Source organism: Chitiniphilus purpureus, assembly GCF_025642115.1.
Classification (GTDB): Bacteria; Pseudomonadota; Gammaproteobacteria; order Burkholderiales; family Chitinibacteraceae; genus Chitiniphilus; species Chitiniphilus purpureus.
Genome location: NZ_CP106753.1, coordinates 1 through 19,435, shown reverse-complemented (window position 1 = coordinate 19,435; position 19,435 = coordinate 1). Strand labels below are relative to the sequence as shown.

Genomic DNA, 19,435 nt, shown 5'->3' with positions numbered 1-19,435 from the left:
GCAACGATGCGTCAACCCATCCTGTGTCTACCTGGCCGTCTGTTGTCGGCCATCGGCTTGGCGGTCGGCATGACCGGATCGTTCCCCTCGGTGGCCGCCCCCGCGCCGGGGCTGGAGTTGCAGGAAAAGGTGCCGGTTGCGCCGCTGACCAGCGATCCGGGCGCGTTGCCAAGCTATCCGCCACCTTCGCCCCCGGCGGGCGCGCAGGCCGGCGATGAGACCCACGTGGTGTTGCGCGGCATACGGCTGGAGGGAAACCGCACCCAGCCGACCGGGCAGCTCCTGGCCCGGTTGGGCCCGGTGGACGGGCAGCGCTTTACGCTGGACGGGCTGAACCGGCTGGCAGAGACCCTGACGGCGCACTACCGCCAGCTGGGCTATCCGCTCGCGCGCGCGGTGCTGCCTGCGCAGCGGCTGAACGACGGCATCCTGGTGATCCAGATCATCGAAGGCACAGTGGGCCGTACACAGGCGCTGGGCGACGACCCCAAGGTGAGCGGTGCCCAGCCGTTTCTGCAGGCCGGGATTCCTGACGGCTCGCCCATCCGCAGCGGGACGCTGGAGCGCACCATGCTGCTGCTGGACGACCAGCCGGGCTTTCAGGTGCGGCCGGTGCTCAAGCCCGGGCAGGCATTCGGTGAGACCGACCTGGCGGTGCAGGTGACCCGCCGCAACCACGTATCGGGCGAGATCGGCTTCGACAATACCGGCAACGTCAACACCGGCGAGCATCGGCTGCGCGGCGCGCTGGAGTGGAACAGCCCGTTCCGCTTCGGCGACCAGCTGTCACTGACCGCGATGCTGACCGACGAATCGCTATGGCTGGGCTCGCTCGAATACGAAACACCGTTGGGTGCCCATGGCCTGCGGGCCGCCGTGGGCTGGTCGCGCAGCAGCTATCAGCTGGGTCGCGAATTCGCGGTGCTGGACGCCAGCGGCATCGCCGATACCGCCTTGCTGCGCCTGAGCTATCCATGGGTGCGCTCGCAACGCGCCAACCTGCTGGCATCGGCCACGCTGGCCCACAAAAGGCTGGAGCAGCGCTACGCTGCGCTCGATCTGGAGCGCGAGCGCCGTGCCGACAGCGTGACGCTCGCGTTGCAGTTCGACCACCGGGATGGCTGGGGTGGCGGAGGCATCACCTACGGTCAGGTATCGCTGGCCGGCGGCGAGTTGGAGGTGGACGACGCATCGCGTCTGTTGGACGACGTGACCGCCGGTACCGCCGGTGGCTTTCACAAGCTGAACCTGGACATGGTGCGCATCCAGAAACTGCCCGGGGTGTTCAGCGCCTATGGCCGGGTCTCGGCCCAGTGGACGGATACCAACCTGGACCCGTCCGAAAAATTCAGCCTGGGCGGGTTCCTGGGGGTACGCGCCTATCCGATGGGCGAGGGCAGCGGCGACCGCGGCTGGCTGCTGCAAACCGAGCTGCGCGCCGCTGTCGATGAACAGCTGACCGGCTTTCTCTGGTGGGATGGTGGGCAGGTCCGGTTGAATGCCGAGCCATGGGACGACAGCTCGGCCGGCAAGCGGCAGCTCGCCGGGGCCGGCCTTGGCGCGCGCTGGCTGCACCAACGCTGGCGGCTCGAAGGCACGCTGGGCTGGCGCGTGCACGGCGGCCGGCCTGAAGCCGAATCGAGAGACCGGAACCCGCGGCTGTTCGTGGCCGGCAGCTATCGCTACTGACCCGCCTGCAGTGCAACCGGGTGGAGCCGGGCCCCGACCGTGCCGGTCGGTGTGACCTGGCAACGCCTGCCCGCGCTCGCCACGCCCGTACTGCCCGCCGCTGCGGGGAGTCCGGTGCACCGCATCCCCTTGCCGTATGCCCTTTGCTGTCGGTGACCAAAGGCAGGCCGACCGATTGCCGCCCAGGGCGTTTTGCAAGGCTTGCCGGCACTGCTGCACCAGGTTGGGCCGGCAGCTAGGCCGCGAAGTACACCACCATCTTCAGATGCCGGTGCTCGTTCACCACCAGCGTTTCATGGTGGAAGCGGTGCAGGCTGCCCGCGCTGTCCACGATCGAGCGGATACCGCGCGCTGCAATCGTGCTATCCGGCATGGCCCACGCCTGCCCAAAGCTGGGGGACAGCACCTGCAGATCCTCGATCAGCGCCCGCATCGCCGGATCGTCCGGCGCCACGGCGATGTCATAGCGCAACTGCGCCAACAGCCGCGGCGCGTCGTCGTGCCAGCCCGGCAAACGTGCGCGCATATCGGGATCGGCAAATGCCAGGCGCAGCAGATTGCAGTCTGCACGTGCCCTGGCGCTGAAACCGAACAACGCGTCCGCCGCGGCGTTCCAGGCCACCACGTCCCATCGCAGGTTCTGCACATAGGCCGGCCGGGGCAGATCATCCAGCAACTGCCGGATGCCCGGCGTCACCGACATCGATTGATGCGCCTCCGGCGGTGGGGGCCGCCTGTGCGCCAGGAGAAACAGATGGCTGCACTCGGCGTCGTCAAGCTGGAGGGCATAGGCCACGCTCAGCAGGAATTTCTCCGACACCTGGATATCGCGTCCCTGCTCGAACCAGGTGTACCAGGTCAGACCCACACCGGCCAGTGCGGCGACCTCTTCGCGACGCAGCCCGGGGGTGCGGCGGCGTTCGGTCGCAGGCAGGCCGACATCGGCAGGCGTCAGTTGCTTCCGATGGCGGATCAGGAACGCCGACAGTTCATTCCGGGTGCGGCTGAGGCTTCGATCATGCATCGCTATTGCTGTTGGTAATAGGATATTTACTTAAATTGTCAGTAGGTGATGTTGCCTGGAGGATGAGGTTTCCGCAATTCAAAGCCCTTGAGGCCCCGGGTCGTCCATGACATCTCATCACCCATCTTCCACGCCCATCGAGCTGCCGGACACGCACCTGCAGCAGCATGCCCCACGCGCCGGCGCGCGTGCCTGGGCAGGACTGGCCCTGTTGTCCCTGCCCACGGCCATGCTCGGGCTGGACCTGACGCTGCTGCATCTGACCTTGCCGGCACTGGCCCTCGATCTGCAGCCGACCAGCACACAGGCATTGTGGATCATGGACGCCTACGGCTTTCTGATTGCGGGTTTTCTGATCACCATGGGCACGCTGGGCGACCGCATCGGCCGCCGCAGGCTGCTGTTGCTGGGCGCAGTCGCCTTTGCCGCGGCTTCGGTGGTTGCGGCATTCTCGACCAGCGCCACCATGCTGATTGCGGCCCGGGCTGCGCTTGGCGTGGCCGGGGCCACGCTGATGCCCTCGACACTGGCGCTGATCAGCAATCTGTTCCCCGACCCGCGCCAGCGGGCGCTTGGCATCGGCATCTGGGCGACCATGTGGGGCGTCGGCTACGCGCTGGGGCCGGTGGTGGGGGGGCTGCTGCTGGAGTCGTTCTGGTGGGGCTCGGCCTTCCTGATCGCGGTGCCGGTCGTGGCGCTGCTGCTGTTGCTGGCCCCGTTTCTGCTGCCCGAGTACCGCGCCCGCGGCACCGGTCGGTTGGATCTTGCCAGCGTGGTGCTGTCGCTTGCCGCCATGCTGCCGTTTGTCTACGGCATCAAGCAGATCGCCAAGTCAGGCATGGAACCCGGCGCCATTGCCGCCATCCTGGTTGGCGTGCTGTTTGCTTGGCTGTTCGTCAGGCGTCAGCGCCGACTGGCCGATCCGTTGCTGGATCTGGGCTTGTTTGCCGATCGGGCATTCGTGGTGGCGCTGATCGTGCTGCTGTTCAGCCTGGTTGCGGTGGGCGGCACGATGCTGTTGGTTGCCCAGTATCTGCAATTGGTGGCTGGCCATACGTCGTCGGTGGCGGGCTTGTGGATGGGGCTGGCTGCGCTGGCCATGATCATCGGCGGCACCGGCGCGCCGCTGGCGGCCCGGGTGATCCGGCCCGGCTTCGTGGTCGCCGGGTCGCTCGCCTTGTCGGCGGTGGGCTACCTGATGCTGACGCAGCTGGCGCAGGGGACGGCCGGCGTGCTGACCGCGATTGCCGCGCTGGCGCTGGCCTACCTGGGCAACGGCACCGTCGCTGCCCTCGGCACCGATCTGGCCGTCGGGGCCGCCCCTCCGGAAAAGGCGGGATCGGCCTCGGCGATGACCGAGATGGTGCAGGAACTGGGAATCTCGCTGGGGATCGCCTTGCTTGGCAGCATTGCCGGTGCGCTCTATCACCGCACCATGAAGGGCAGCCTGCCCGCCGATCTGGACGCCGCTGCCAGCGAAGCCGTCAGTGACAGCCTGTGGGCTGCCTCTGCCATCGCATCGGAGCTGCCGGCTGGCCTGATGGCGCAGGCGCAAGCGGCGTTCATGACCGGACTGAAAGGCGCCGCCCTTTTCAGTACGGCAAGCGTCGCCGTGCTGGCCGTGCTTTCCGCGGTGGCGTTGCGGCATATCGGCACGCATGCCCGCAAGGTCTGATGGCGCCCGCCGGGAGGTGGAAGACGGTCAGCCGGTGGCGCCACGCCATCCAAGGTTGACTCCCGGCCGTGGCTGAAGCGCGCTGACCCGCATGCGGCCGGTTGATTGCGCATCAAACCGCCGCCGCTGTATGCGCCAGGGTGGGCGGGCAAGCTGTGCCGCTGGCGTGTGTGCGCCGCTTTGCAGCAGACGCGATGGTGGAAAGGGGGCCATGGTTGCCCCTGCCATTCACGCATTTGCCCATCAGTCGTTGCCTGTCACACGGGCCGGCCACGCGCTCCAGCATCATCCGCACCGGCAAGTTGACACTCCCCAGCAGAAGGGCGAACCTTCCGGCCTTCCACCCAGCCCGAATTGCCCTATGAAGATCACCCGGAACACCGCCGTGACCCTGCGTTTGAAAGTCACCGATATCAATGGCTTCGTCTATGACGAGGGCAAACAGCCGATGGCCTACCTGCACGGTGGCTACGACAACCTGTTCCCCAAACTGGAGGCCGCCCTGGAAGGCCAGGAAGCCGGCTTCCAGACCATGGTGGAGCTGGCCTCCGAAGACACGTTCGGCGAGCGCGATGAAGCCCTGGTCACCAGCATGGCCAAGGCCGACTTCCCGCCTGGCATCAAGGTCGGCGGCCAGATCCAGCGCCCTGGTCCCGATGGCGAGCCGCGCTACTACTTCGTGACCAAGATCAAGGGCCCCACCGTGTTGCTGGATGGCAACCACCCGCTGTGCGGCAAGACCATGCGCTTTGGCATCAAGGTGCTGGCCGTGCGCGAAGCAACGGCCGAGGAGATTGCCCACCAGCATGTGCATGGCGAGCACGGGCATCATCACTGAGCCGGCGCGGGCCAGGCCCACGGAAAGGCCCTCCGGTTGCGGAGGGTTTTTTTTGTGATTCCGGTCATATTGGCGAATCGGCGGTGCGTTCCCAAGTGTGGGTCGATCTTCCCCGCCAGTGCGCCACTGCCTGGATTGGCGATCTGCCCCGGTACGGTGCGGGGCGCCCGGCACGGCATCGGGGTGTTGCTGCAGGATGTTGCAAAGCTGGTGTCGTCTGGCGCCCGGCCTCCGAAGCGGTGCGTCAAACCAAAGCGAAAGCGTGCGGCAGGCCACGGTCAGCACTGCACAGCGGGTGTGGCTCCATGAGGATGCTGAAATGGCGGTACGCGTGCCATTCGCGGCGGCAGGTGCACTGTGCGTGTACCGGGATGACGGATGCCGGCGAAGGGCCACCATTGCATGTGTGTGATGCGACCGTGTGAAGCGTTCCTCGGTTAGCATCGGCCCGGTGCACGGCGTCTGGCCGATTTATCCATCAGTCATGGAGGTTCAATTGAGTCCCACGGAAATCCGCGAAATCGTCGACCGCTATATCGATGCCTATAACCGCAAGGATATCGACGGTATGCTGCTGACTGTTCACCCACAGGTGGAATTCAAGAATATCTCTGCCGACGTGGTCAATGCGCATACACAAGGCGTTGATGAACTCAGGGCGCTTGCCCGGCAATCGCTACCGTTGTTCGCGGAGCGTAATCAGTCGATCAGGGTGTTCGAAGTGGATGGCGCAACAGCAACCGCCCTGATCGACTTTCACGCCGTGGTTGCTGCCGATCTGCCAAATGGCCTGAAAAAGGGGCAAGTCCTGGATATACCAGGCCGTTCCGAATTCGAATTCCAGGATGGGATGATCGCCAGGATCACCGATATCAGTTGAGCGCACGCCATCGTGGAGCAGGCGCCGCCGCCCTGGGCCATCCTGCTGCGAACCGCACACTCTTTTGCAGGCCTGCGCTTTGCCGGATTGCCAGGCGATGGCTGAATCCAAACGCTGGAGCAAGCGATATGAGGTGGCCTGAGTGAAAATCATGCTTTGTCATCTTGCTGCGATTGCGGCAATGGCCGCCGCCGGCTGTTCGGAGCAGGGTACCGGTCCCCGCCCGGTGCAGCCTGCCGATCCGACGCCGGTCATGGACAAGCCGGTCGCCGACAGTTGGGTCGGCAAGTGGCATGGCCCGGAAGGCACGTTGTTGCAGCTTGCCGGCGGGAATGGCACGTATCAGGTGACGATTCAGAATCTCGATGGCCCGCGTACCTTCCAGGGCAAGGCCGTCGTTTCCGGCATTGCGTTTGAGCGTGACGGGGTGAAGGAAGTGATCCAGGCAAGCAATGGCGAGGGGACCGGCATGAAGTGGCTCGCCGAAAAATCAAATTGCCTGACAGTCCGCAGTGGGGAGGGATACTGCAGGGACTGAGCCCTCATGCCACTCATCCGGCGGGCTGAATCGACCCAGTGACAAGCAGCGCAGGTGTTGCCGGGAAGACGAAGCCACGAGCAAGACGCCACGAGTTGCTTGGTCCTGTTTTACATCGCGGCCCCCTGTCTGCGACGGCATGCCGCCAAGGGCATCGCCGCCCCAACCGGCTTGGCGCATCGCCCCGCGGCTGACGGACCGCGTGTGGCAGGCACCTGCCGGCGCGGTATCGGGCGCTACGCCATATGCGATGGCGGCTGTTCAGCTTGATGCCGTGAAGCCGCTGATCGCCGCGGCTGGGGCAGCAGCGTGCCGCGACGGTTCGCAACGGCAGGATTGCGTGGCAGATCGGACAGCAGCGTGGGCTTGCGATTGACGCCCCCGTGCTCCGCTGCACGGCGACTGCCGCTGTTGCAAGGGTCCAATCAGGGATGGCTGGGATGGCGCCGATCCCGGTTGGCATCTGGGACATACTGCTTGATCAACTCAACGATCCAGTCGATGAACACCCGCAGCTTGGCGCTTACATGGCGGTTTGGCGGAAATGCCACGTATAGCGGTAGTGGGTCGAAACGCCATTGCTCGAATAGCGGAATCAATTCGCCACGCGCCTGATGGGCGGCCGCCATATAGGTAGGCAACCAAAGCACCCCCAGTCCAGCCAACCCCGCCTCAAGGTAGGCATTGCCATCGTCCACCGCGAGCACATAGCGGCTCTTGACCTGAATGTGTTCATTCCCGCAGTGCATGGCCCAAGGCTCGACCGTGCCGGTGCGTGAAGACATGAAGCCCACTATGCGATGGGCTGTGTCCTCCAGCTCCCGTGGGTGCACCGGCACGCCGAGGCGTGCCACATAACCTGGTGCGACGTAGGCGCCGATTTGCAAATCGCCGACATGACGGGCGCTCAGGGATTGATCGATGATTTCGCCACCGCGCACGACGCAATCCACGTTGTCGCCGAGCAGATCCACCATCCGGTCGCTCACGCCCATGTCGAACTGGATATCCGGGTAGCGCGCGTGGAAAGCCGGTAGCGCCGGCACCAACACCAGACGGGCCAGCGGGCTGGGCACATCCACCCGCAGCCGACCCCTGGGCGCAGCCGCAGCGCTGGACAGGCTGGTTTCAGCATCGTCCAGGTCCGCCAGCAGGCGGACGACGCGCGCGTAGTAGGCCGCGCCATCGGGCGTGACGCTGAGCTTGCGGGTGGTGCGATGGAGCAACTTGACGCGCAGGCGCGCCTCCAACTGCTGAATCAGTTGCGTCACCGTGGTTTTGCTCATGTGCAGTGTCTGGGCAGCCTTGGTGAAGCTGCCTGCCTCCACCACCCGAGCAAAGGCACGCATCGCATCGAACCGATCCACCCTGCATCCTCCCTGGTTCCAGATTGTTTGTATTTTACAAACAGTGATGGCCAAAATTGCCTGTTTATCGACATGGCCTGGCACTTATAAAGTGTTTTCCTCGTTCAGTAGGCGGATTTCGCCCCATTGCAAAGGTGCAGACATGGCAACACGCGAAGCGGTTTTCCCCCCCGGACGGCACGCGCTTTATGAGCGCAATCGGTATTCACCGGCCGTCAAATCCAACGGGTTTCTGTTCGTTTCAGGGCAGGTCGGCAGCCGCGAGGATGGCTCGCCCGAGCCCGATCTGCAGGCGCAGGTCAGGTTGGCGTTCGATAACCTGAATGCGGTGCTCGCTGCCGCGGGCTGCACGTTTGACGACGTGGTTGACGTAACCCTCTTTGTCGTCGATCCCGAATCGAACCTTGAAACCATCTGGCGCGTCCTGCCCGAATATTGGGGTGAAGCCCCTTATCCCACCTTGACCGGCATTGGAGTCACCTGGCTGTACGGTTTTCAGTTTGAGATCAAGGTGGTCGCCAAACTGCCCTAGGCGTTCCAGATAGCCTGGCCAGTGGAAAATGCAGCAGGGCCGCCTGCGCGAGCTGCGGTCCGTGTGACCCCGCTATCGCTGATCCGACCCCGGGCGAGTTCCGGCTCGCCCGCCTTGACGCCGGAAATTGCGAGCTTTGACCGCTCGGTTGGCTGGGGCGCGCGCGCGCGTCTGCCAGGCTGTCGCTTCTCCCAGGGACGACTGAGCAAATTGCGCCAACTTCGAGACCCTGCGCCTGCTGCCCGAAGGACACTTGCCCCATGAACGACGGGACTATATGATTCGTATATGTTTCATATGGATCGACTGGCATGGGTATCGTAAACATCGACGACGACTTGCACGATCAACTGCGCAAAGCCAGCGCAGTCTCGTGCCGTTCCATCAACGCGCAAGCTGCGTTCTGGATCAGGATCGGCATGCTGTGTGAGCTGAACCCGACGCTCAGCTTCAACGAGATCGTGACCCGCGAACTTCGGGCTGCGGGCATCGAGTCACCCCCTGCCAAGGCGGTACCGATATGACCAAGCGCTCAGAGGAAATCGCGCTGATGGCCGAGTCGGGCAGGCTGTTGGCGCAGGTATTTGGCCATTTGGATCAGTTGAGCTTGATCGGCATGTCCACCATGCAGGTGAACGATCTGGTCGACGAACTGATCGTCAACGGGCTCAAGGCGCGTCCGGCAAGCAAAGGGCAATATGGATATGCCTACGCGCTGCATGCGTCCCGCAACCACGTGGTCTGCCATGGCGTTCCAGCCACCACGGATATCCTGCAAGACGGCGATATCGTGAATTTCGATATCACGCTGGAGAAGAACGGCTACATTGCCGACTCCAGCAAGACCTACTTGGTGGGCGAGGTATCGCCGCTGGCCAGGCGACTGGTGCAGACGACCTACGAGGCAATGTGGAAAGGGATCCAGGCAGTTCGACCAGGGGCCACGCTCGGCGACGTGGGGCACGCGATTGAGCGGCACGCCCGCAGGAATGGCTATTCGGTCGTGCGGGATTACTGCGGGCACGGCATCGGGCGAGAGATGCACGAAGCGCCCCAAGTGCTGCACTGGGGCAAGCCGCGAACGGGCCTGGTGCTACGGGAAGGCATGGTCTTCACCATTGAGCCGATGGTGAATCAAGGCCGCCAGGCGGTCCGCACTGAAGACGATGGCTGGACAGTGGTTACCCGCGATGGGCAACTGTCTGCGCAGTTCGAGCACACGGTGGCTGTCACCGCGAAAGGCGTGCAGGTCCTGACCTTGCGGTCTGACGAGCAACGACGGCACTGACTGATGGGCGTAGTGCTCGGTGCCGAAATTTGGTGGATGCGAAATTGACCTCCTCCCAACTAACCAAGCGGTCGAAACTAGAGATTTCCGGCCTCAAGGTGGGCGAGTCGGAACTCGCTCGGGGTCAGGTCACCCAGCGAACTGTGCGGCCTGAATTCGTTGTAATCCACTCGCCAGCGTTCGATCTTGTCACGGGCATCGTCCAGCGACAGAAACCAGTGCACATTCAAGCATTCGTCCCGCAGGCTGCCGTTGAACGACTCGATGAACGCATTATCCGTGGGTTTGCCCGGACGCGAGAAGTCCAGCGTCACCCCATGCTCATACGCCCATTGATCCAGCGCCACCGAAATGAATTCGCTGCCGTTATCCAGCCGAATCCGTTGCGGCGTCCCACGCAGGGCTTGCACATGCTGCATCGTCGCCACCACATCGGCCGCTTTCAGCGCGAAATCCACCGTGATCGCCAGGCTCTCCCGGCTAAAATTATCGACCACAGTTAACGCCCGGATTTTCTGGCCGTTGAACAACTGATCGGCGACGAAATCCATGCTCCAGCAGTCGTTCAAACTGGAGATAGTCGGTCGTTCCTGCCGGTGGGCCGCGGCCATACGGCGTTTCGGCCGTTTGCGCCGTAGATTCAAGCCTTCCTCGCAGTAAATCCGGTAGGTCTTCTTGTGATTGATCAGCCAGCCCTCGCGCCGTAGCAATACGTGGATACGTCGCGCCCCATACCGGATGCGCGTGGCGGCAATCTCCCGAATTCGCTGGCGCTAAGCGCGATCATCGCGTGGCCGTGGCCGATAAAAGTAAGTGGCTTGGCGCAATTGAATGACTGCCGTGGCGCGACGGATGCTGATGCGGTAAGCATGGATCAGGAAATTCGCCAGCTCGCGCTTGCGAGCCGGCTTCACAGCTTTTTTTGGATGACCTCCTGCAACATCTGCTTGTCCAGGCTCAGGTCGGCCACCGTGCGCTTGAGGCGCGCGTTCTCTTCTTCCAGCTGCTTCAATCGGCGCAGCTCAGTCACGCCCAGGCCGCCGTACTTCTTCTTCCAGTTATAAAAGGTCGCTTCGCTCACGCCCATCTTGCGGCAGACCTCTGCCACTGTCGTGCCTGACTCGGCCTGGCGCAGCGCAAACGCGATCTGCTCTTCGGTGAACTTTGACTTTTTCATGACAAATCTCCTGCCCGGAGGGGCATCAAATTTGCCAGAAATCTCTACTTTTGAACGCCACTGTTTTACTGAGTGGGTTAGTCAATGTTCAGTCCAAAGACAGTTTAGAAGTGTCTAGTTAACCTGGGGCAATTCAGATCGACAGTGTCTTCAACCTTTTGGGGATCTGCTCCACAAGGAATGCCATCAGAGCCCGAACTGTTTGCGATTGATGGCGTTGCATGGGGTAGATCAGATGGACTTTCAGCGGGGACATTTGCCAGCCTTCCAGCACCCTGACTAATTGACCTGATGCGACCAGCGGCGCAGCCTGGAACTCGGGCAGTACGGCAATTCCCAGTCCGTCCAAGGCAGGGTCAATCAAGGCGTCGGAAGGGCCGATGATTAAACGTGAACGCAAAAGTCCTTTTGCGGTTTTAGTTCGCGAATGCAGTTTGATTTCTGCGGCTTCCCTCGACTGCAGAAGGCCAGCGTACGCGCTGAGTTCACCTGGATGCTGCGGCAACCCGTATTGGCTTGCATAGGCGGGGCTTGCAAATAGGGCGGGGCGTACGGTGCCGATGGCACGGGCCTTCAGGCTGGAATCGACAAGTTCGCCAATGCGCACCGCCAAATCAATGCCTTCTTCGACGATGTTGACGTGGCGGTTGCTGAGCTTGACATCCAGTTCCAGATGTTCGTGTTTGAACAGGTACTCAGTCACCAGCGGAAGCAGCACGACTTTGCCAAATGTCGCTGACGCAGCCAGACGAACGCGACCACTTGGCGTTTGATCCTGAGAAAAAAGGTCATGGGTGACGGCGTTCAGTTTATGGATCAGTGGACTTGTTCCGTCCAGAAGGCGTTGGCCATCGTCCGTCAATGCGAAGGCCCGGGTATTGCGCTTGACGAGGCTGACCCCTGCTGCCGTCTCCATGCGCGCCAAGCGGCGCGACAAGGTTGATTTTGGAACATCCAGTTGGCGAGAAGCCCGTGAGAGGCTCCCTGCCTCCGCGATCTTGATGAACCACTGAAGATCGTCGAGCGAATAGTTTTCATTGTTCATATTTGCGTACGCCGATGTCCACAAAACGAGTCTATTTACGCAAGGTTAAACCATAAATAATTTAGCTTGTTGCCGGGTCGAGCGAGGACACATAGATCGCTTCGTTGTCTGGCCGCAGACCTGTTTCAACAAGCCATCGCACATTTTCAGGCAACTCAAATGACCATACTCGTTACAGGCAGCACGGGGCTTATCGGCTCACAAGTCGTGGCGCTGCTAGCCGCGCAAGGCGCAGACGTCCACGCCCTCACCAGAACACCAGAAAAGCGACAGTTCCCGTCGGGCGTTACGCCGGTCAAGGGGGACTTTCAGGATGTTGATTCGATGCGCGCCGCCATGGGTGGCGCAAGAACGCTTTTCTTGCTCAACACGGTGGCCGCGGACGAAGTCACCCAGGCTCTGATTGCACTCAACCTGGCGCGCGAAGCAGGTATCGAGCGCATCGTCTACCTGTCTGTCATGCACAGCGACCGTTTCACCGACGTTCCGCATTTCACTGGGAAGCACACGGTTGAACGCATGATCGAACAGCTTGGAATGAACGCGACCATTTTGCGTCCCGCTTACTTCATGCAGAACGACGATGCCTTGATTCGGTCCGATGTTCTGGAGCGGGGCGTGTATCCCATGCCTATCGGCAGTGCAGGCATTTCCATGGTGGATGCGCGTGACGTGGCGCAGGTTGCCGCACGACATCTGCAGTGTCGAGACGCAGCGAGCGAACCCTTGCCAACAGAGGTTCTAGATGTCGTGGGGCCAACAGCACTGTCGGGTGAAACCGCCGCCGCTGTGTGGAGTGATGTGCTGGGCAAGACCGTCCAGTACGCAGGTGACGATATCGGGCCTTTTGAAGCTCGGTTCCGGAGCTTTGCACCGGCCTGGATGGCGTATGACATGCGGCTCATGATGGCGCGCATGCAGAGGGATGGCGAACTGGGTTCCGCTGGCGCAGTCGAGCGCATGCAGCAAGAACTGGGCACCTCGTTGCGGAGCTACCGCGACTACGCGCTGGAAACGGCTGAGCGCTGGAAGACTGCCCAATGAAGGCAAAACACACCATGCCATCCTTTGTGGTTGTCTACCATTCAGGTTCCGGCCATAGCGTGATGGTTGGCAGCCAGAGCGGTTGCCGATCCTTGGCTGTGATGTCGATGTAGTAGGGCTGCTTACCGCCGCCATGCAGTGCCAGCCACTCGATCCAGCCATCACCGGCATAATGCCGCGGCGTCGGTGTTGCCACGGGGCGCGCTAGTACCCGCTTCCGCGAAGCACCTTTTCGATGCGGGCGTTCGGATAGTCGCCCTTGGTCTTGGCCCAGGTTGGCAGATAGTTCCACCACACCCAATCTGCGGCGGGAGCGCCGCCTTCAGCAAGGCGATGCAGCATCAGCTGGCACGTGCCTGGAGGCACGTTGTAGCGCGGTGGATCGTCGAGGGCCTCGAGTTCTTGATCCCAGCCCAGATGCTCGATGTAGTCCCAGCCCTGTCGCGTTGCTGATGGCGGCCTGGCGGCGCAAGCCGCAAGCATCGGTGTTGGTGCATTCCGACCAAGGGTCGCAATATGGTAGCGACGACTGGCATCGTTTCTGCGCGGCTAACAATCTGGAGCCGAGCATGAGCCGGCGCGGTAACTGCTGGGATAATGCGGTGGCTGAATCCTTCTTCAGTAGCCTGAAGAAGGAACAGATCCGCAAGCGGACTGGCCAAGTCCGATGTGTTCGATTACATCGAGGTGTTTTACAACCGAACGCGCCGTCACAGCCATCTCGGCGGCGTCAGTCCCGAGGCCTTTGAGCGGACTGCGGCGTGAGGCTAGAATTTGTCTACGGAAGCCGGGGCAGTCCACCTGACGTGCGCGAATACTGCTACGACTGCATGGACCGACTGACGCTGACCAACATCGGCACCAGGCAATAGCGGACGTAAGCTGCTTAACATGTCAGAGTCCGCTTTGGCCGATCAGCAGTCGTTCTTCAGTTCGATCACTGGCTGTACAGCATTTCGTGACGAGATCGGCCGCGCATCTGTGAGCGAGCAGAGCGGATCCTGCTCTTGCCTTGGACCGATGCGCGCGCGTTCTAGAGGCTTGGAAAGCAAGAAGCCTCCCACACGGGGAGGCTTCCGAACGAATCCCAAAAATCTAGGGATTTGGGAAAAATCTAGATCTCAATCGGATCCTACAACCTCAAACATCAATATTCCGCGCAATCAACGCGTTCTGTTCGATGAACTGCCGGCGTGGTTCCACTTGGTCCCCCATCAGCGTAGTAAAGATCTCGTCCGCCGCCACGGCGTCTTCGATGTTTACCCTCAGCAGCCGGCGCACGTTCACGTCCATGGTGGTTTCCCACAGCTGCTCGGCGTTCATTTCGCCCAGGCCCTTGTAGCGCTGGATGCTGATGTTGCGGCGCACTTCGTTCATCAGCCAGCCCAGCGCCTGGCTGAAGCTGGTCACCGCCTGCACGTTGTCGCCGCGGCGTACGCGGGCGTCGCTGCCGAGCAGGCCGCTGAGCATGTCGGCGGTCTTGCGCAGCTGCAGGTAGTCGCCGCTCTTGAGGAAGTCGTCGTCGATGTATTGCACGCCGACCACGCCGTGCTGGCGTTTTTCGATCTTCAGCGCGCAGCGCTCGCCGTGTTCGTCGCTGGTCACATCCAGCGTGAATGCCGGGTTGGCGATGGCAGCCTGCAGCTGGTCGGCGCTATGCTGGGCGGCCTCGGGGCTGGATAGGTCGAGCGGGCCGCTGTTGAGGATGGCGTTGAGGACGGCCGGGTCGAGGAAGCGGCTTTCGCGCTCCATCACCGCTTCGGCGATGAAGTACTGGCGTGCCAGTGCTTCCAGCGCCTCACCGGCGATCGGGGTGCGGCCTTCGCCGGGGGTCAGCTCGGCGCCGTTGAGGGCGGCGCGCAGCAGGTGCTGCTTCAGCTCCGGATCGTCCTTCAGATAGGTTTCGCTCTTGCCGTGTTTGAGCTTGTACAGCGGCGGTTGGGCGATGTAGATATAGCCGCGCTCAACCAGCTCGGGCATCTGCCGGTAGAAGAAGGTCAGCAGCAGGGTGCGGATGTGGCTGCCGTCCACGTCCGCGTCAGTCATGATGATGACGCGGTGGTAGCGCAGCTTGTCGATGTTGAATTCGTCCTTGCCGATGCCGCAGCCCAGCGCGGTGATCAGCGTGGCGATCTGCTCGGAGCCGATCAGCTTGTCGAAGCGCGCGCGCTCCACGTTCAGCACCTTGCCGCGCAGCGGCAGGATGGCCTGGAACTTGCGGTCGCGCCCCTGCTTGGCGGTGCCGCCGGCCGAATCGCCCTCCACCAGGTAGAGTTCGGACAGCGCGGGGTCCTTTTCCTGGCAGTCGGCAAGCTTGCCGGGCAGGCCCAGGCCGTCGAGCACGCCCTTGCGCCGGGTGATTTCGCGTGCCTTGCGCGCCGCTTCGCGCGCACGCGCGGCTTCGACGATCTTGCCGCAGATGATCTTGGCGTCGCTGGGGTTTTCCAGCAGGAAGTCGGCCAGCGCCTTGCTGATCACTTCGTTCACCACCGGGCCGATCTCGCTGGAGACGAGCTTGTCCTTGGTCTGGCTGCTGAACTTGGGGTCGGGCAGCTTCACCGACAGCACGCAGGTCAGCCCTTCGCGCATGTCGTCGCCGGTGGTTTCCACCTTGGCTTTCTTGGCGAATTCGCCCTGCTCGATGTACTGGTTGAGCGTGCGCGTCATCACCTGGCGCAGTGCGGTCAGGTGGCTGCCGCCGTCGCGTTGCGGGATGTTGTTGGTGAAGCACTGCACCGATTCCTGGTAGGAATCGTTCCACTGCATCGCCACCTCGGCGGTCATGCCGTCCTTTTCGCCGATGGCGTAGAAGATATGGGAGTGCAGCACGCTTTTGCTGCGGTTCATGTATTCCACAAAGCCGCGTACGCCGCCGGAGTGCGCGAAGCTTTCCTCCTTGCCGACGCGGCGGTCGACCAGCGTGATGTTGACGCCGTTGTTGAGGAACGACAGCTCGCGGATGCGCTTGGCCAGGATGTCGAAGTGGAATTCGACGAGGCCGAAGGTTTCCTCGCTGGCGAGGAAGTGCACCTCGGTGCCGCGCTTGTCGGTGCTGCCGGTCACCTGCAACGGCTCCACGCGCGCGCCGCGGCGGAACTCCATCTCGTGCACCTTGCCGTCGCGGCGGATGGTCAGGCGCAGCCAGTCGGAAAGCGCGTTCACCACCGATACACCCACGCCGTGCAGGCCGCCGGAGACCTTGTAGCTGTTCTGGTCGAACTTGCCGCCGGCATGCAGCTCGGTCATCACGATTTCGGCGGCGGAGCGCTTGAACTCGTCGTCTTCCTTGATCGCGGTGGGAATGCCGCGGCCGTTGTCTTCCACGCTGATCGAGTTGTCGGCGTGGATGATCACCTTGATGGTGTCGCAGTGCCCGGCGAGCGCTTCGTCGATGGCGTTGTCCAGCACTTCGAACACCATGTGGTGCAGGCCGGTGCCGTCCTGCGTATCCCCGATATACATACCGGGCCGCTTGCGCACGGCTTCCAGCCCTTTGAGGATGCGGATGCTGTCGGCACCGTATTCCTGCGGATTGGAATTTTGCGGGAGATCGTTGTTTTCGCTCATTGCCTTAAAACCGGGAAGGGGGAAGAGAGAAGGGGGAAGGGCCGGGGCCAGGCCTCGGGCATGTTGTCGGCCGGGCTGGGATCGGCAAGGAGAAAAGCGGGACGGTTTCTATCCTGCCCAACCATCCCGCTTTCCCCTTCCCTCTTTCCTGCAGTCGGATCAGATGCGCATCGGCATCACGATGTACTTGAAGTGCGCGTTGTCCGGAATGGTCACCAGCACCGAGGAGTTGACGTCGCCGAAGGCGAAGTCGAGCTGCTCGACCGCCAGGTTGGTCAACACATCCAGCAGGTATTGGATGTTGAAGCCGATGTCCAGCGGGGCGCCGTCGTAGGCGACCTCCACTTCCTCCTGCGCTTCTTCCTGCTCGTTGTTGTTGCACAGGATCTTGATCACGCCCTCGGTCAGCACCAGCCGCACACCGCGGAATTTCTCGTTGGAGAGGATGGCGGCGCGTTGCAGCGCAGCCAGCAGCAGGGTGCGCTCGATCGACAGCAGCTTGTCGTTGTTCTGCGGGATCACGCGGTTGTAGTCGGGGAACTTGCCGTCGACCACCTTGGTGTGGATCACCACGTTGCCAAAGCTGAACTTGACCTGGTTGCCGGCGATGTCGACGGCGACTTCGTCGTCCACGTCCTGCAGCAGCTTGTAGAGCTCGAGGATGGTCTTGCGCGGCAGGATCACTTCGTTCTTGTCGAAGCTGGTCGAGAGCTCGGCGCTGGCAAAGCCCAGGCGGTGCCCGTCGGTGGCGACGAGCTTCAGCAGGTTGCCCTCGGTGACGAGGAACAGGCCGTTCAGGTAATAGCGGATGTCCTGGTGCGCCATGGCGTATTGCACGCGGCCAAGCAGGGCCTTGAGCTGGCCCTGGGCCATGCGCACGGTGGCCTTGAGGCTGGTGTCGACCGCCAGCGTCGGAAAGTCGGCCGATGGCAGCGTCTGCAGCGCGAAGCGGCTCTTGCCGGCCTTCACCGTCAGGCGCGATTCGGTTTCCTCGAGCGTGACCACGGTCTTGTCGGGGATGGCGCGCAGGATGTCGGTGAGTTTCTTGGCGGAGACGGTGATGGCGAAGTCGTTGCCGGAGAATCCTTCGCTTTGCGTCGCGGATATCTGGATTTCCAGATCGGTGCCGGTGAAGGTGAGCGTATCGCCCGTCTTCTGGATCAGCACATTGGAAAGGATAGGCAGCGTATGCCGGCGTTCCACGATCCCAGTGACGGTGGCGAGGGGTTTCAACAGCGCGTCGCGTTCGGCTTGCAACAGTTGCATGTCGATGAATCCGCAAGAAAGTTAAACAGCAGAATCTTACCTGATTCGGCCGGCCGATTCGACCGTGGCATGGTCCGGGCCATGCCCCGGCGCCGGGGCGATCCGCGCCGCGTGGCGCTTCAGCTGCGCAGCATCTGCAGGAGCACGCCGTACTGATGCGCAAGCTCGGTGTCGTTCTGGCGCAGGTCATCGACGGTGCGGCAGGCATGCAGCACGGTGGTGTGATCGCGTCCGCCAAAGGCTTCGCCCACCGCCGGCAGGCTCATCTGCGTCAGCTCCTTGGTCAGCGCCATCGCGATCTGGCGCGGCCGGGCGATATCGCGCGTGCGCTTCTTGCTGTGCATGTCCGCGATCTTGATCTTGTAGAAGTCGGCGACGGTCTTCTGGATGTTCTCGACCGAGATCTGCCGGTTGCCGGCGGCAAGGATGTCGCGCAGCGCTTCCTTGGTCGCTTCCAGCGTCAGCGGCTGGTTGGTGAAGCGGGCATAGGCCAGCACGCGCTTCAGTGCGCCTTCCAGCTCACGCACGTTGGAGCGGATGTTCTTGGCGATGAAGAACGCCACGGTGGAATCGAGCTTGAAGTTCTCGCGCTCGGCCTTCTTCAGCAGGATGGCCACGCGCATTTCCAGTTCCGGCGGCTCGATCGCCACAGTAAGGCCCCAGGAGAAGCGCGAGGTCAGCCGCTCCTGCAGGCCGTCGATCTCCTTGGGGTAGCGGTCCGAGGTGATGATGATCTGCTTGTGCGCCTCGACCAGGGCATTGAAGGCGTAGAAGAACTCTTCCTGCGTCTTGTCCTTGCCGACGAAGAACTGGATGTCGTCGATCAGCAGCAGGTCCAGCGAATGGTAATAGCGCTTGAATTCGTCAAAGGCCTTGTGCTGGTAGGCACGCACCACGTCGGCCACGTATTTCTCGGCGTGGATGTAACGGATCTTGGCGGCCGGATTGCGCTGGTGCACCAGGTTGCCGATGGCCTGGATCAAGTGGGTCTTGCCCAGGCCCACGCCACCGTAGACGAACAGCGGGTTGTAGCTGACGCCGGGGTTCTCGGCCACCTGCTCCGCCGCGGCCCGCGCCAGCTGGTTGGCCTTGCCGGTCACCAGCGTCTCGAAGGTGAAATTGGGGTTGAGGCGCGTGGTTTCGTGATTCGCGGCGCCGGCAAGCGCCGGTTTGGGGACGGCATTGGGCGGGATGGGCTGCGCCGGCTGCGCCGACGTGGCGGTCCCGGCGGTGCGCACCGGTGCCGGCTTGCGCACCGCGCTGCCGACCTTGAGGTGGATGGCCGGGGTCTCGCCGTCGAAGAATGCGCTGGCGGCTTCCTCGATCAGCCCCAGGTAACGGTCGCGGATGAACTGCAGGAAGATCTGGTTAGGCACCACCAGCGCCAGGCCGTCGCCATGGGCCTCGGCCACCAAGGGCCGGATCCAGATGCGGAACTGGTCCGCACCCAGGCGTGCCTCGAGTGTGGCAAGGCAGTGCGACCAGCAGTTTTCCAATGCAGACAT

Annotated in this window: 16 protein-coding genes and 2 pseudogenes; 10 read left to right on the top strand and 8 right to left on the bottom strand. The window is 62.6% G+C overall.

Going from position 1 to position 19,435, the window contains the following annotated elements; translation table 11 throughout:
* Positions 1-6 precede the first annotated feature (6 nt).
* Entirely contained in the window at positions 7-1,689 is a 1,683-nt protein-coding gene (locus N8I74_RS00090; RefSeq protein ID WP_263124859.1) for a ShlB/FhaC/HecB family hemolysin secretion/activation protein, read from the top strand.
* 235 nt (positions 1,690-1,924) lie between these two features.
* Here N8I74_RS00090 and N8I74_RS00085 read toward each other — a convergent pair whose 3' ends face one another.
* Positions 1,925-2,713, bottom strand: coding sequence for a helix-turn-helix transcriptional regulator (locus tag N8I74_RS00085; protein ID WP_263124858.1), 789 nt, complete (start codon positions 2,711-2,713; stop codon positions 1,925-1,927).
* 106 nt (positions 2,714-2,819) lie between these two features.
* Between N8I74_RS00085 and N8I74_RS00080 the strand changes: the two genes are divergently transcribed.
* From N8I74_RS00080 to N8I74_RS00065, 4 genes are all read left to right on the top strand, one after another.
* On the top strand, positions 2,820-4,388 hold the full coding sequence (locus N8I74_RS00080; protein ID WP_263124857.1) for an MFS transporter: 1,569 nt from the start codon (positions 2,820-2,822) through the stop codon (positions 4,386-4,388).
* Positions 4,389-4,749: 361 nt separating this feature from the next.
* Positions 4,750-5,226, top strand: coding sequence for an FKBP-type peptidyl-prolyl cis-trans isomerase (locus tag N8I74_RS00075; protein WP_263124855.1), 477 nt, complete (start codon positions 4,750-4,752; stop codon positions 5,224-5,226).
* 421 nt (positions 5,227-5,647) lie between these two features.
* Positions 5,648-6,106, top strand: a complete 459-nt coding sequence (locus tag N8I74_RS00070) for a nuclear transport factor 2 family protein (protein ID WP_263124854.1) — start codon at positions 5,648-5,650, stop codon at positions 6,104-6,106.
* A 142-nt stretch (positions 6,107-6,248) separates the two neighbouring features.
* On the top strand, positions 6,249-6,644 hold the full coding sequence (locus N8I74_RS00065) for a hypothetical protein (RefSeq protein WP_263124853.1): 396 nt from the start codon (positions 6,249-6,251) through the stop codon (positions 6,642-6,644).
* A 425-nt stretch (positions 6,645-7,069) separates the two neighbouring features.
* Here the strand turns inward: N8I74_RS00065 and N8I74_RS00060 are convergent, their stop codons facing one another.
* Positions 7,070-8,011 carry a LysR family transcriptional regulator gene (locus N8I74_RS00060; RefSeq protein ID WP_263124852.1) on the bottom strand — a complete coding sequence of 314 codons (942 nt, stop codon included), beginning with the start codon at positions 8,009-8,011 and terminating at the stop codon, positions 7,070-7,072.
* Positions 8,012-8,153: 142 nt separating this feature from the next.
* Here N8I74_RS00060 and N8I74_RS00055 point away from each other — a divergent pair, with 142 nt between their 5' ends.
* The 3 genes from N8I74_RS00055 (at position 8,154) to map (ending at position 9,831) form a co-directional block, all read left to right on the top strand.
* Positions 8,154-8,543, top strand: a complete 390-nt coding sequence (locus N8I74_RS00055) for a RidA family protein (RefSeq protein ID WP_263124851.1) — start codon at positions 8,154-8,156, stop codon at positions 8,541-8,543.
* 311 nt (positions 8,544-8,854) lie between these two features.
* Positions 8,855-9,067, top strand: coding sequence for a ParD-like family protein (locus N8I74_RS00050; RefSeq protein ID WP_263124850.1), 213 nt, complete (start codon positions 8,855-8,857; stop codon positions 9,065-9,067).
* A complete protein-coding gene (gene map, locus N8I74_RS00045) occupies positions 9,064-9,831 on the top strand; it encodes a type I methionyl aminopeptidase (RefSeq protein WP_263124849.1) in 768 nt (255 codons plus the stop codon). The genes N8I74_RS00050 and map overlap by 4 nt, the downstream gene beginning before the upstream one ends.
* A 77-nt stretch (positions 9,832-9,908) precedes the next feature.
* Here the strand turns inward: map and N8I74_RS00040 are convergent.
* Together N8I74_RS00040 and N8I74_RS00035 are read right to left on the bottom strand one after the other, a co-directional pair.
* Positions 9,909-11,008 (bottom strand): annotated as a pseudogene (locus tag N8I74_RS00040) (IS3 family transposase).
* Between the two features lie 133 nt (positions 11,009-11,141).
* Positions 11,142-12,053 carry a LysR family transcriptional regulator gene (locus tag N8I74_RS00035; protein ID WP_263124848.1) on the bottom strand — a complete coding sequence of 304 codons (912 nt, stop codon included), beginning with the start codon at positions 12,051-12,053 and terminating at the stop codon, positions 11,142-11,144.
* A gap of 159 nt (positions 12,054-12,212) precedes the next feature.
* Between N8I74_RS00035 and N8I74_RS00030 the strand changes: the two genes are divergently transcribed.
* The gene (locus N8I74_RS00030) at positions 12,213-13,097 is read left to right on the top strand and encodes an SDR family oxidoreductase (RefSeq protein ID WP_263124847.1); all 885 of its coding nucleotides are present in this window, start codon (positions 12,213-12,215) and stop codon (positions 13,095-13,097) included.
* Positions 13,098-13,301: 204 nt separating this feature from the next.
* On the opposite strand, the gene N8I74_RS00025 is transcribed toward N8I74_RS00030, so the two are convergent.
* Positions 13,302-13,580: an SOS response-associated peptidase family protein gene (locus tag N8I74_RS00025; RefSeq protein WP_263126786.1), complete on the bottom strand. Its 279-nt coding sequence runs from the start codon at positions 13,578-13,580 to the stop codon at positions 13,302-13,304.
* Between N8I74_RS00025 and N8I74_RS00020 the strand changes: the two are divergent.
* Positions 13,541-13,862, top strand: a pseudogene (locus N8I74_RS00020) (DDE-type integrase/transposase/recombinase); the annotation flags it as partial. The gene N8I74_RS00025 and the pseudogene N8I74_RS00020 sit on opposite strands and share 40 nt — an antisense overlap.
* Before the next feature lie 375 nt (positions 13,863-14,237).
* On the opposite strand, the gene gyrB reads toward N8I74_RS00020, so the two are convergent.
* From gyrB to dnaA, 3 genes are all read right to left on the bottom strand, one after another.
* On the bottom strand, positions 14,238-16,664 hold the full coding sequence (gene gyrB, locus N8I74_RS00015) for a DNA topoisomerase (ATP-hydrolyzing) subunit B (RefSeq protein WP_263124846.1): 2,427 nt from the start codon (positions 16,662-16,664) through the stop codon (positions 14,238-14,240).
* A gap of 159 nt (positions 16,665-16,823) precedes the next feature.
* Positions 16,824-17,930: a DNA polymerase III subunit beta gene (dnaN, locus tag N8I74_RS00010; RefSeq protein WP_263124845.1), complete on the bottom strand. Its 1,107-nt coding sequence runs from the start codon at positions 17,928-17,930 to the stop codon at positions 16,824-16,826.
* 119 nt (positions 17,931-18,049) lie between these two features.
* Complete coding sequence (gene dnaA / locus N8I74_RS00005) at positions 18,050-19,435, bottom strand: chromosomal replication initiator protein DnaA (RefSeq protein WP_263124844.1); 1,386 nt, start codon at positions 19,433-19,435, stop codon at positions 18,050-18,052.